General features: G+C 73.3%; 12 protein-coding genes. 9 read left to right on the plus strand and 3 right to left on the minus strand.

Annotation, left to right across the window (positions count from 1 at the left end; translation table 11 throughout):
• Positions 1–229 precede the first annotated feature (229 nt).
• Positions 230–793: a sugar O-acetyltransferase gene (locus H288_RS0113980; protein WP_020093202.1), complete on the minus strand. Its 564-nt coding sequence runs from the start codon at positions 791–793 to the stop codon at positions 230–232.
• Between the two features lie 112 nt (positions 794–905).
• On the opposite strand from H288_RS0113980, the gene H288_RS0113985 reads away from it, so the two are divergent.
• From H288_RS0113985 to H288_RS0114005, 5 genes are all read left to right on the plus strand, one after another.
• Entirely contained in the window at positions 906–1,451 is a 546-nt protein-coding gene (locus H288_RS0113985) for a TetR family transcriptional regulator C-terminal domain-containing protein (protein ID WP_020093203.1), read from the plus strand.
• 212 nt (positions 1,452–1,663) lie between these two features.
• Complete coding sequence (locus H288_RS0113990) at positions 1,664–5,122, plus strand: PAS domain S-box protein (protein WP_020093204.1); 3,459 nt, start codon at positions 1,664–1,666, stop codon at positions 5,120–5,122.
• Positions 5,123–5,534: 412 nt separating this feature from the next.
• Positions 5,535–6,548, plus strand: coding sequence for a taurine ABC transporter substrate-binding protein (gene tauA, locus H288_RS0113995; protein ID WP_020093205.1), 1,014 nt, complete (start codon positions 5,535–5,537; stop codon positions 6,546–6,548).
• Between the two features lie 23 nt (positions 6,549–6,571).
• A complete protein-coding gene (locus H288_RS0114000) occupies positions 6,572–7,363 on the plus strand; it encodes an ATP-binding cassette domain-containing protein (protein ID WP_020093206.1) in 792 nt (263 codons plus the stop codon).
• Entirely contained in the window at positions 7,360–8,253 is an 894-nt protein-coding gene (locus H288_RS0114005) for an ABC transporter permease subunit (protein WP_020093207.1), read from the plus strand. The genes H288_RS0114000 and H288_RS0114005 overlap by 4 nt, the downstream gene beginning before the upstream one ends.
• Here H288_RS0114005 and H288_RS0114010 read toward each other — a convergent pair.
• Entirely contained in the window at positions 8,250–8,969 is a 720-nt protein-coding gene (locus tag H288_RS0114010) for a hypothetical protein (RefSeq protein ID WP_020093208.1), read from the minus strand. The genes H288_RS0114005 and H288_RS0114010 overlap by 4 nt on opposite strands.
• Before the next feature lie 772 nt (positions 8,970–9,741).
• Here H288_RS0114010 and H288_RS0114015 point away from each other — a divergent pair.
• The 4 genes from H288_RS0114015 (at position 9,742) to H288_RS0114030 (ending at position 12,203) form a co-directional block, all read left to right on the plus strand.
• Complete coding sequence (locus tag H288_RS0114015; protein WP_020093209.1) at positions 9,742–10,341, plus strand: PAS domain-containing protein; 600 nt, start codon at positions 9,742–9,744, stop codon at positions 10,339–10,341.
• A 207-nt stretch (positions 10,342–10,548) separates the two neighbouring features.
• Positions 10,549–11,058, plus strand: a complete 510-nt coding sequence (locus H288_RS0114020) for a ferritin-like domain-containing protein (RefSeq protein ID WP_020093210.1) — start codon at positions 10,549–10,551, stop codon at positions 11,056–11,058.
• 98 nt (positions 11,059–11,156) lie between these two features.
• Positions 11,157–11,801 (plus strand): isochorismatase family cysteine hydrolase, encoded by a 645-nt coding sequence (locus tag H288_RS0114025; protein ID WP_081636479.1) that lies wholly within the window; start codon positions 11,157–11,159, stop codon positions 11,799–11,801.
• A 204-nt stretch (positions 11,802–12,005) separates the two neighbouring features.
• Entirely contained in the window at positions 12,006–12,203 is a 198-nt protein-coding gene (locus tag H288_RS0114030; RefSeq protein WP_012318739.1) for a hypothetical protein, read from the plus strand.
• A gap of 91 nt (positions 12,204–12,294) precedes the next feature.
• Here the strand turns inward: H288_RS0114030 and H288_RS0114035 are convergent, their stop codons facing one another.
• Complete coding sequence (locus tag H288_RS0114035; protein WP_020093212.1) at positions 12,295–13,065, minus strand: glucose 1-dehydrogenase; 771 nt, start codon at positions 13,063–13,065, stop codon at positions 12,295–12,297.
• Positions 13,066–13,142: the final 77 nt, after the last annotated feature.

Below are 13,142 nucleotides of genomic sequence, written 5' to 3' on the forward strand. Positions count from 1 at the left end.
CCCCACCCGGCCCGCGGCAGCGACGCCGCGGGGCCGCTCAGCTTGGCCGCGCGGCCGCGTGAATCGGCCGCGACCGGTCGTCGGCGTCCCCGGCAGGTCCGGCCCGGACAGGAGTTCCGGCCCGGACGGGAGTTCCGGCCCGGACGGGAACTCCGGCACGCTCGACGGAGGGCCCACGCGGCCGGACCGCTTCCGCACGGAGCGCGTGCCCCGCGAGCCCTCACCCCCCTCACGGCCGCGGCCGGGCCGGGTTCCCCACCACGGTGGCGCCGGCCGGAACGTCGCGCGTCACCACGCTGCCCGCCCCGACGATCGCGTCGTCGCCGATCGTGACCCCGGGGAGGATGATCGCGCCGCTGCCGATCCAGACATTGGCGCCGATCACCACCGGGCGGGCGAATTCCAGCATCTGCCGGCGCTGGGCCGGGTCGCGCGGATGATCGGGGGTCAGGATCTGCACGGCCGTGCCGATCTGCGTCAGGTCGCCGATCGTGACCGACATCACGTCGAGGATGCTGCACCCGAAGTTCAGGAACACGCCGCGGCCCAGGCTGATGTTGTAGCCGTAGTCGCAGTGGAACGGCGGCCGGATGTTGCAGCCCGGGCCGACCCGCGCGAAGGCCTCCTCCAGGAGCGCCTGCCGCTCGGGCTGGCTCCGCGACTGCGCGGCGTTATACCGGTCCATCCATTCCGAGATGCGCCGGTTGTCGGCGGCCAGTTCCGGGTCGTCGGCACAGTACAGCTCGCCCGCCAGCATCCTCTGCTTCTGGGTCTTCACGATCTCTGTGTTCATGGTGGGGACCTCCCTCCGGCCGCGTCGGACCCTAGCTATGCGTACAGATGTACATATCAAGGCCGCGCGCGTCACGGCCCGGCTGCCCTGAACCGGATCCGAGGAGGTCCCCTTGCCCGCCGCCCAGCGCCGTTTCGACCCGGATCGCCGGGCGCGCATCATCCGGGCGACCCTCGACGTCGTCGCCGAGCACGGCGTCGCCGGCACGACCCACCGCCGGGTCGCGGCGGCGGCCGACGTGCCGCTGGGCTCCATGACCTACCATTTCGACAGCCTCGACGCGCTGCTGACGGAGGCGTTCACCGGGCTCGCCGACACGGTCTCGGCGCGGTTCGCCGACCGGCTCGCTGCGGCCGCGACCGTCGACGAGGCCTGCGAGGCCGTGGTCGACCTGATCGTGAGCGACCTCTGGGCGAGCCCGCGCACGATGCTGCTGAGCTACGAACTCTACGCCTTCGCGGCCCGGAACCCGCCGCTGCGCCGGGTCATGCAGGACTGGATGGCCAAGAGCCGGGCCGCCCTGGAACGGCACTTCGCGCCGGAGACCGCCAAGGCCCTCGACGCCATGATCGAGGGCCTGACGATCCACCGCTCGGTCGACCCGCAGCCGGCGGATCGGGCGCAGGTGCGGGCGATCGTGGAGCGGCTGGTGCGGTAGGGCCGCACCCGTCCCCGCACCCGTCCCCGCACCCGGCCGGGGACGCCGCGCGCCGGCCCCTCAAGCGATCGTGATCGCCGGCCGGACAGGTGCCGAATGCCGCACGGTGCCGGCAAGGAATCAGCAACCGTCGCGCGAGCAGGTTCGCCCCGATGCGTGCCGAGGGCGCGCCCGGGCGCGGTCCGCGCCGGTGGTGGGGAACCCTGGGGCCGATGCAGATTGACGCGACCCGCCCGGCCGCGCCGCCGGATCCCGCTCCGCACCGGGCCGCGGGCGAGCCTGCACCCTGGGACGGGGGCCCCGGCTTCGGGCAGTGGCGTCTCGATCCGCGGACCCGCCGGGTGACCCGATCGGCGAGTCTCGCGCGGCTGCTCGGGACGCCCGGCGCGTGCGACCTGCCGCTCGCCGAGCACGTCGCGTGCTATCATCCGGACGACCGCGCCGCCCTGGTCGCGCGGCTCGAGGGGATCCTGGGAGGAAGCCGGCCGGCAATCCCCTACCAGGCGCGGGCCCGCATCGTCCGCCCGGACGGGACCGTGCTGGACGCGATCATCCAGGGGCTGCCCGAGTTCGGGCCCGAGGGCGCGCTCGTCGCCTTGCACGGCCTCATCCTCGACGTGACCGACCTCGTCCGGTCGGAGCGGCGGGCGCGCGAGACCGACATGATCCTGCGCGGCACGCTGGACAGCTTGGACCAGGGCCTCGTCGTCCTCGACGCCGACCAGCGGGTGCGCGCGTTCAACCGGAGCGCCGCGGACCTGCTCGACCTGCCGGACGACGTCCTGCGGGCGGGCGTCGCCCTCCCGGACATCCGCGCCTACCAGCGGGCCCGCGGCGACTGCGCGGCGGCCGGGTCCGATCCGGGTCTCGGAACGGGCGCGCGCGCCGGGCTGCCGCCGCTGTTCGACTGGCGCCTGCCCGGCGGCCCGATCCTGGAGGTCCGGTGCGCGGCCCTGCCGGACGGCGGCACGGTCCTGACCTTCGGCGACGTGACCCAGAACCGGATCGCCGAGCGGGACCTGGAGGAGAGCGAGCGCCGCTACCGGCTGCTGGCCGAGAACGCCACCGACATCATCATCTGGTCCGACCTGACCGCCCGCCGCCGCTACGTCTCGCCGGCGGTGCGCGCCGTCCTGGGCTACGACCCGCAGGAGCTGATCGGCACCCATCCCCTCGACTTCGTCCATCCCGACGAGGTCGGCGCGTACCGCCGCGTCCTCGACGACCTCACCGGCGGCCGCGCGTCCCGCGCCCTGACCTCCCAGCGCTACCGGCACCGGGACGGGCACTGGGTCTGGGTGGAGATCTCGTTCAGCCTGACTCACGATCGGGCGACCGGCGCCCCGGACGGCTACGTGGCGACCCTGCGCGACGTGAGCGCCCGCAAGGCCGCGGAGGACGCCCTGCGGTTGAGCGAGGCCCGCTACCGCGCCCTGGCCGACGCGCTGCCGCAGCTCGTCTGGATCGCCAGCACGGAGACCGGCGACGCCTCCTACGTCAACCGGCGCTTCGAGGATTACTACGGCCCGATCGGCCCGACGCGCGCCGCCCGGATCGCCCGGACGCATCCCGACGACACGGAGCGGATGGAGCGGCTGTGGTCGGAGGCGCCCGCCCGCCGCGCGCCCTACGAGGTCGAGGGCCGCCTGCAGCGGCACGACGGCGCCTACCGCTGGCACAAGATCGTGCTCCTGCCGATCTGGCAGGGCGAGAGCATGGTGGGCATGCTCGGCACCGCCCTCGACATCGACGAGATCGTCACCGCCCGGCGCGCCGTGGAGGATGCCAGCAGCCTGCTGCACCTCGCCCAGCAGGCCGCCCATGCCGGGACGTGGCACCTCGACCTCGACAGCGGCCGGATCGAGTGGTCCCCCGAGAGCGCGCGGCTCCACGGCATCGAGACCGACCGGAACCACGCCCTCGACACCCGGGACTGGCTCGCCCTGATCGACCGCACCGACGGCGAGCGGGCGCTGCGGATCGCGGCCGCGGCCGCGGCCGCCGGGCAGACCTTCTCGATCGAGTTCCGGGTCCCCACCGCGGACGGCGGGGTGCGCTGGATCAACGGCGTCGGGCGCGGCGCGCCCGGGCAGGCGCGGCGGATGATCGGCCTCAACATCGACGTCACCGCCCGCAAGGCCGCCGAGGCGGCGCTCCTCGCCGCCAAGGCGGCGGCCGACGCCGCGCGCCTGGAGGCGGAGCGGGCGAGCGCGGCCAAGAGCGAGTTCCTCGCCGCCATGAGCCACGAGATCCGCACGCCGCTCAACGGGGTGATCGGCTACGCCGACCTGCTCCTCGACGGGACGGATCTCGGACCGTCGGCGCGCCGGAACGCCGACCGCATCCGCACCGCCGGGGCCGCGCTCCTGACCGTGGTCAACGACGTCCTCGACTTCTCGAAGGTCGAGGCCGGGCAGATCGAGATCGTGCCCCGGCCCTTCGCCCTGGAGGCGCTGATCGACAACGCGGTGTCGATCGTGCGCCCCTCCGCGGAGCGCAAGGGGCTCGCCCTCACGCTCGCCCAAGGCCCGGGCCTGCCCGACTGGGTCGAGGGCGACGAGGACCGCCTCCGGCAGATCCTGCTCAACCTGCTCAACAACGCCGTGAAGTTCACCGCGTCGGGCGGCATCGACCTGTCGGTCCGGGTCAGCCCGGACGCGATCGGCGGGACGCGGCTGCGCTTCGCGGTCCGCGACACCGGCATCGGGATCCCGACCGACAAGTGCGACCGCCTGTTCCGGCGCTTCTCGCAGGTCGACGGCTCGATCAGCCGCGAGTACGGCGGCACCGGGCTGGGGCTCGCCATCTCGAAATCCCTCGTCACGCTGATGGGCGGGACGATCGGCGTCGCGAGCACGGTCGGGCACGGCTCGACCTTCTGGTTCGAGGCCGACCTGCCCGCCGCCGTCCCGCCGGCCCGCGCGACCGCGCCGGCCTCGGCGATCGCCCGCGCGACCGGCCGCCGCCTGCTCCTGGCCGAGGACGTGCCGCTCAACCAGGACCTCGCCCGGATGATCCTGGAGCGCGCCGGGCACGCGGTGGACGTGGTGGCCGACGGGGTCGCCGCGGTGGCGGCCGTCCAGGCGCGGTCCTACGACGTCGTCCTGATGGACGTGCAGATGCCCGTGATGGACGGCATCGCGGCGACCCGGCGGATCCGCGCCCTGGGCGGCGCCGCCGGCCGCCTGCCGATCCTCGCGATGACGGCGAACGTCCTGCCGCAGCAAGTGGCCGAGCTGCGCGCCGCCGGGCTCGACGACCATATCGGCAAGCCGTTCCGCGCGGACGCGCTGCTCGCCGCGATCGACCGGTGGGCGGCCCCTCGCGCCGAGCCGCCGCGCCGCGCGGGGACGATCGACCGGGCCACCCTGGACGAGATGACCGCGATGGTCGGCCAGGCGCGCATGGGCGACCTCCTGGCGATGCTGGCGAAGGAGCTCGCCGAGCGGTTCGGGCCGGCGGCGACCGACGGCGACCGGACGCGGCTGATGGGGGACGCGCACGCCATGGTGTCGGCGGCCAGCATGATCGGCTTCCTGGATCTGGCCGCGACCTGCCGGGCCTTCGAGACGGCCTGCCGCGCGGGCGAGGACGTCACCGCGCTGCTGGCCGCGCTCCGGGCCCAGGCGGCCGCCACGATCGACGAGATCGCCGCGCTGCGCGCGGCCTGAGCGGGGGCGCCGCCGGAGCCGGCCCGCGGGTTTTGCACGCCCAAATTCTCGTCTCCCAGGCACGCGGCGGCGAGGAACGATCTTCCAGCCGGCGGTCCCGCGGCGGCGGGCGCCCGCCGGGCCGCGACTCCGGGACGACGATGGCGGGCGCCTCCGGCGAGGGCGGTTCGGAGAACGGCACCGGGTATCGCGCGCGTCCGGGGAGATGGATATTCCGGCGCGCGCGGTCCGCGCACCGCCGCGGGCGGCTGCCCGGGACCCGCGCACCGCCGCGGGGGCCGCGGCGCGAGGCGGATCCCGGGCGCGACCCGGGCAGGGCGCGGGCCCTTGCCTTCGTGGCCGAGCTCGGTCGACCCTGCGCCCGGCCGCCCGAGTCGCCCCCGCACCGGGCCGGCCGAATGGGGGACATCTCATGACATCTGCCGGTCCGCACCGCCGCGCCGTCGCGCTGGCCGCCCTGGCCGCCCTGGTTCTCGGCGCGCCGTTCCCCGGCACCGCCCGCGCGGCCGACCGGGAGGTCACCTTCGCCCACCAGGACATGGTGGTGCCGTTCCGCGCCCTGATGGCCTCCGGGGCGATCGAGAAGGCGACCGGCTACACGATCCACTGGCGCAAGTTCGGCGGCGGCGGCGACGTGATCCGCGCCATGGCCTCGGGCAGCGTCCAGATCGGCGAGGCGGGGTCGAGCCCGATCGCGGCGGCCGCCTCGCAGGGGCTCGACATCCAGCTGTTCTGGATCCTCGACGAGATCGCCGACGCCGAGCAGCTCGTGGCCCGCGCCGGCAGCGGCGTGACGGGCGTGGCCGACCTGCGCGGCAAGACGGTCGCGGTGCCGTTCGTGTCGACCGCGCATTACCAGCTGATCGCCGCCCTGGCGGAGGCCGGGCTCACGCAGGCCGATGTCCGGATCCTCAACATGCGGCCGCCCGAGATCGCCGCCGCCTGGGAGCGGGGCGACATCGACGCGACCTTCATCTGGGACCCGGTGCTCGCCCGGGTGAAGAAGTCCGGCACCGTGGTGGTCTCGGCCGGCGACCTCGCCCGCCGGGGCAAGGCGACCTTCGACGGCCTCGTGGTCGACCGGGCCTGGGCGGCGCGGAACCGGGACTTCCTGGTGACGCTCATCCGGCTGATCGCCGCCCAGGACGCGGCCTACGCCGCCAGGCCCTGGGGCGCCGACGCGCCGGAGGTGGCGGCGGTGGCCCGGATCAGCGGCTCGGCGCCCGCCGAGGTGCCCGCGAGCCTCGCGGCCTACCGGTTCCCGACCCTGGAGGCGCAGGCCTCCCCGGCCTGGCTCGGCGGCGGCGCCGCCAAGGCCCTCACCGAGACCGCCGCCTTCCTGAAGGCGCAGGGGCGCGTGCAGGCGCTGGCGCCCGACTACGCCCGGTTCGTCACGACGGAGGTCGTGGACGCGGCCCGGAAATAGCCTGTCCCCGGACCGGAGGGCCCATGATCGAGATCCGCAACCTGAGCGTCCGCTACGGGCAGGGCGCCGACGCGGTCGCCGCGCTGTCGGGGATCGACCTGACCATCGGTCCCGGGGAGTTCGTGGTGGCGCTCGGCGCCTCGGGCTGCGGCAAGACCACCCTGCTCTCGGCGATCGCGGGATTCCTGGCGCCCACCGAGGGCCGCATCCTCCTCGACGGCGCGCCGGTCCGGGGTCCGGGAGCCGAGCGGGGCGTGGTGTTCCAGCGCCACGCCCTGATGCCCTGGCTGGACGTCGCCGAGAACGTGGCCTTCGGACCGAAGATGCGGGGCGTGCCCCGGGCGGAGCGGCGGCGGATCGCCCTGGCGACGCTCGACCTCGTCGGCCTGCCCGACTGCGCCGACCGGAAGGTCTACGCGCTCTCGGGCGGTATGCAGCAGCGGGTCGGCCTCGCCCGGGCGCTCGCCGGAGACCCGCGCGCCCTGCTGATGGACGAGCCGCTCGGCGCGCTGGACGCCTTCACCCGCGAGCAGATCCAGGAGCTGATCCTCCGGATCTGGCACCGGACCGGCAAGATGGCCTTCTTCATCACCCACGACGTCGAGGAAGCGGTGTTCCTCGCCACCCGGCTGGTGATCATGAGCCCGCGGCCCGGCCGCATCGTCGAGACGCTGGACCTGCCCTTCTCCCGGGCGTTCGTCGAGGGCCGCGACGCCCGGGCCGTGAAGTCGGACCCCGCCTTCATCGCCGTGCGCGAGCGCGTGCTCGCGCGCATCCGGAGCGGCGCCGCCGCGGCACCGGAGGCCGTCCGATGAGCGGTCTGCCCCGCGCCGCGCCGGACGCGGTCCCGGACGCGGTCCCGGACGTGATCCCGGACACGGCCCCGGCCCCGGCTCCGGCGGCGGCCCCGCTGGCGCGCACCGGAATCCGCCGCCGCGGTGGGATCCTGGTGCCGACGGTCAGCGCCGCCACGGTGCTGGCAGCCCTCGGCCTCTGGCTGGTCGCCACCCGTGCCGGCTGGGTGAAGCCGCTGTTCCTGCCGCCGCCGGAGGCGGTCCTGGCGGCCTTCGGTCAGGCCTGGCGCGGGGAGATCGACGGCGCCCCGCTCGGGCTCCACATCGGCGACAGTCTCCTGCGCGTCCTCGGCGCCTTCGCGCTCGCCGCCCTGGTGGGCATCCCGGCCGGGCTCGCCATGGGCACGAGCCGGATCGCCCGGGGCATCCTCGACCCGCCGATCGAGTTCTACCGGCCGCTGCCGCCGCTCGCCTACCTGCCCCTGATGATCATCTGGTTCGGGATCGGCGAGCTGTCGAAGGTGCTGCTGATCTTCCTCGCCTGCCTCGCCCCGGTGGCGCTCGCCGCGCGGGCGGGGGTGCGCTCCGCCTCGGTCGACCAGATCAACGCCGCGCGCGCCCTCGGGGCGAGCCGCTGGCAGGTCCTGCGCCACGTGGTCTTCCCGGCGGCGCTGCCGGAGATCCTGATCGGCCTGCGGATCGGCATGGGCGTGGGCTGGACCACCCTGGTGGCCGCCGAGATGGTGGCGGCCCAGGCCGGGCTCGGCCAGCTCGTCCTCAACGCCTCCAATTTCCTGCGCACCGACGTGGTGGTGATGGGCATCCTGCTGATCGGCCTGTTCGCGGGCCTGTTCGAGCTCGGGATGCGGGGCCTGGAGCGCGTGCTGGTGCCCTGGAAGGGCCGACACTAGCGCCGCCGCAGCACCCGCTTGAGCCGGCTGCCCGCGTGCGGATCGACGTAGTGCAGCAGGGCCGTGGCCCGGATCGCGTCGGACGCGCAGGGCTCGTTCGTGTGCAGCGAGCGGTAGCCCCAGAAGAAGTAAAGGCTTCCCGGCTTCAGCGACAGGCGGATCACGCGGTCGCTGCCGCGGTCGTAGGCGCGGGTCAGGAGCTTCTGCGCGAGCGGATTGTCGACCAGCGCCTTGTCGACGAGGTTGCGGAGGTAGCTCCGACGCAGTGCGCGGGTGTTCGGGTGGATGATCAGGCGCCCCGGAGTACCGTGGTCCGGCATCGTGACGGGGACGAGGGCCGTGAGCACGTACGAGTCGAAGTGGAAGCGCATCGAGTGCGTCCTGGCGCCATGTCCCGCCAGACAGCGCAGGATCTGGTAGTAGCCGACATCCGGCGCGGGCCGTCCCACGGCGCTCTCGTAGATGCCGCGGCACAGGGCGTTGAAGGTCGGGTCGTCCGGCAGGGCGGCCAGGAACGTGCCGCCGAGATCCTTCGTCCCGGTGAAACCCGCGTACTCACCGCCCTTCGCGGCGACCGCCCGCGCGACGAAAGCCTGCGCCACGCGCAGGTCCTCCGGGCTCACGTAGTCCTCGAGAACCGCGTAGCCCTGTGACGTGATCTGCTGCGCGATCGCCCCCGCCACGGCGCCGGAGGGGACCTTGAACATGTAGCTCATGGGACCGAACCTTGCCGACCCGAGCCAGACGACACCTGAGAGCCGGTTCGAACGCCATCAGGCGCATTATCTGAGCCGATAGAGTCGGATTCGTCAATCATTCATCTGGATAAATAGCTGCACAAGATGGCGCAAGTTGCGCCATTACTGCACAGGCCGCCGGGACGAAGGGGGCTATGGGTTCACGGCGCGGCGGCGGATGGGTCCGCGCGGAGACCCTGCGGATCGGAGGAACGGGCCGGCCCGCGCGCGGCTCTGCATCCACGTCCGCGTCCCGACAAGATGTGGGGCCCACCAGGCAGCGGACGTGGAGGTCGGCAGAACCAACCCGTCCTTGATCGCGTCGGCCCGCTCGCCGGTCGCCCTCATTTGATGCGCTCGCTGCGCTGACGAACCGCGTCCAGCGCTCACGCGGACGCGCAGGGCGCGCAAGCTCCGGCCCGGACCGGGACGTCCCGGGCCCCTCGGCCAGGACGCGGGGCCTGCATGCGGGGCTTGGACGCGGGGCGTCGCGCCGTCCCCGCCGGCGGAGTCAGGTGTCGGCCAGTGGAGGGACGGCACGTCGCGGCGGCCAGCAGAAGAAAATTCCCTTCGAGTCCGCCGCTCAACTCTGATGGAAGCCTAGGTCGGGCGAACCGGGCACGGCGAGACAACACATATATTTGAATACAAGATCTTTACGGGAATTTGTATTAGGCTATAACGGATTTTGCAGGATCACAATCGTCGCGCAGCGTCGCCTCTGGTTGCGGTGAGATCGGGGAGGTCTCGGATGGACCACGCGGACGACGTCGTATCCGAGGCGGCGCTCGTCGCGGCGCTCGAAGCCTCGGGCGGCGTCGGCTTCTGGATGTGGGACATCCTCCGGGACGAGGCGCGGGCCGATCCGGTGAGCGCCCTGCTGTTCAACATCAGCCCGGCCCGGTCGCGGGTCGGGGTCAGCCTCGCGGAGCTCTTGAAGGCCGTCCATCCGGACGATCAGCCCCACATCTCGCAGGTCATTCTGGACTGCGTCCGGACCGGCGGCTCCTACACGGCGGAGTACCGCGTCTGCTCGCCGGAAGGGCGGCTGCGGTGGCTGTTCACCCGCGGGCACTTCTACCTGGACCAGGACGGGCGACCGACCACCGGACGGGGCGTGATCGTCGAGATCTCGGACAGCAAGGCGGCCGGCGCGGCTTTCGCGGAGCGCGACGGGGACACGATCGACGACGCCCTCAGCCGCACCGCCGACCTCTGCCTGTCGCTGCACAACACGGTCTCGGTGGTCGGCGACACCGCCCTCGTGGCGCTGACCGAGACGCTGCTCCTCGAGATCGGCAAGCGCCTCGCGGAGCGCCAGCGCGCCGAGCGCAGCGGCGGCCTGCACTGAGCGGGGCAGCTGCCGGAGGTCGCGGATCGTCCGCTCGATGCGCGCCGCCCCGGCCTCGTCGACCGGCACCGGCCGGCCGGTCTCGTGCGGCCCGTCCGGGAGCGGCGGCCCCCCGCCTGCGACCTTCCGACCGGAACTTGGCCGTGCGGCACCCGTGTTTGCCGGTTGAATGAGCCCCGCGCTCGCAACTGCTGAGAGGTGAACGCCATGACCATGGACGCCCGCGAGATCTACGTCACGGCCCTGAAGAACACCCATGCTGTGGAGATGCAGGCGCTGCAGATCATGGAGCGGCAGGTCGAGCGCCTGGAGCGCTATCCTGAGATGGAGCAGGCCCTGCGCCGCCACATCGAGGAGACGCACGGGCAGCGCCACCGGCTGGAGGAGGCGCTCCAGAGCCTGGGCGACAGCCCCTCGACCCTCAAGGAGGGCTTCCTGGGCTTCGTCGGCAACATGATGGCCCTGGGTCACACGCCGGCCCAGGACGAGATCCTGAAGAACACCTACGCCAACCACGCCTTCGAGAATTTCGAGATCGCCGCCTACGAGTCGCTGCTCACCATCGGCGACGCCGCCGGCAAGCAGGGCCACCGGACGGCGTTCGAGCAGTCCCTCAAGGAGGAGCAGGCCATGGCGGAGGCGGTGCGCAAGCTGATCCGCCCGACCACCGAGCGCTATCTCTCCCTGACGGTATCCGGCGCCAAGGCCGACCGCTGAGGTCCCGCCGTCCCCGCCCCGAGACCGGGCGGGGACGGCCTCCCGTACCACTTTCGCCCGCTACCCGAGCCACGCTGACCCAGTCTGATCGCGCGCCCATGGACATCGGAAGCCGCCCATCGACGGACAGTCCCCGGCCGGAGCCGGAAACCGCCGGCGGGGCCCTGGGGAGGGGATGCGTCCACCTCTGCGTGGACATGCAGCGCATGTTCGCCGAGCCCACCGACTGGCAGACCCCGTGGATGAATCGCGTCCTGCCCCATGTCTGCCGCCTCGCGGCGGCGCATCCGGAGCGGACCCTCTTCACCCGCTTCATCCCGGCCGCCCGGCCGGGCGAGGGCCGCGGGACCTGGGCGACCTACTCGCGGCGCTGGGCCGGCATGACCCGGGAGCGCCTCGACCCGGGCCTGATCGACCTCGTCCCGGACCTCGCCCGACTGGCTCCGCCCGCCGAGATCGTCGACAAGACCGTCTACTCGCCCTGGCTCGAGACGGGTCTCGACGCGCGCCTGCGCGCGCGGGGGGTCGACACGCTGATCGTCACAGGCGCCGAGACTGACGTCTGCGTGCTGGCCGCCGTGCTCGGCGGGGTCGATCTCGGCTACCGGATCGTGCTGGCCACCGACGGCCTGTGCAGTTCCTGCGACGAGGCGCACGACGCCCTCCTGCTGATGTACCGGATGCGGTACGGCCACCAGGTCGAGACGATGACGACCGCCGAGATCCTCGACCGCTGGCACTGAGCCGGCCACGCGCCCTCCCGCCGCGCCCGAGCATCCGATCTGTAATGGCCAAGCTCAAGGCGAGTTCTCGGCCCGGCTCCGCCGGCCACCCCGGCTCACGAACACTCGATCCGTGCGGCCGCGCACGCGAAAAACAGTCGCGGCGCATGAACCGGTGGCCGGTGAGACCGTTATGTTCCTGAACAGGGTTCCGGAGGAAAGGTTATGGCCAAGCACGAGATCCTCGGCTACTTCGAGCACCGCCGCGACGGGGCCTGGGTCTGCGTCCGTCCCTTCACCCTGACCACGCGGGACGCGAGCGTCGACATCCGCCAGGGCATGCGCTTCGACTACGGCAAGCGCGTCGGGGGCGTCGATCTGGCCGAGTACCTCGAGCGCCTGGGTTCGCAGTTCGGTTCCTGAGGCGCGGTCACGCGCGAGCCGCAGATCGCAGACCCTTCGACGCGGCGCCGGGGGTGACCCCTGCGCCGCGCTTCGTCGTTCCGAGCGCCGCTCAGGCGCCGCCCCACTGCATCGTCAGGCCGCCATCGACCACCAGGGTGTGGCCGGTGACGTAGGCGGCGTCCTCCGAGGCGAGGTAGAGGATCGCCCGGGCGATCTCCTCGGGCTGGCCGGCCCGGTGCCACGGGATCCGCTCCAGGGACTCGTCGAGAACCTCCGGCTTCTCGAACCGGTCGGCGGTCATCGGCGTCTCGATCAGGCCCGGGGCGACGCTGTTGACGTTGATCCGGTCCTCCGCGAGTTCGCGCGACAGGGACCGGCAGAGGGAGCCGAGCCCGGCCTTCGACATGCCGTAGGGGGCGCTCTCCGGCGTGGGCAGGTGCTGGGCCACGGAGGAGACGAACACGATCTTTCCGTTGCCGCCCTGGGCCCGGCGCATCCGGATGAAGGGGCGGGCGCAGAACAGCGGCCCCATGAGGTTCACCCGCAGGATCCGCTCCAGCACCGCGTCGTCCATCTCGGCGACCGGCATCCCGCTCATGGCCTGCCCGGCATTGGCCACGAGGATGTCGAGGGTGCCGAACTCGCTGCCGATGCGGTCGAAGGCCGCCGTGACCGCCGCCGGGTCGCCGACGTCGAGCTGGAGCACCAGCGCCCGCCGGCCCGCGGCCTCCACCCGCGCGGCGGTCTCGCGGATGCCCTCCGCGTCGCTGTGATAGGTGATGGCCACGTCGGCGCCCGCGCGGGCGAGCAGTTCCGCGGTCGCCTGCCCGATGCCGGAATCGGCCCCGGTGACCAGGGCGCGGGTGTCGGTGAAGCGCATCGCGGATCTCTCGCTGACGCCGCCGTCGCGGCGGGGTGCCTGGGCAATGGGCGCCGCCCGGGCCGGTTCCGGGCGCG

This window comes from Methylobacterium sp. 285MFTsu5.1 (genome assembly GCF_000383455.1).
Lineage (GTDB): Bacteria > Pseudomonadota > Alphaproteobacteria > Rhizobiales > Beijerinckiaceae > Methylobacterium.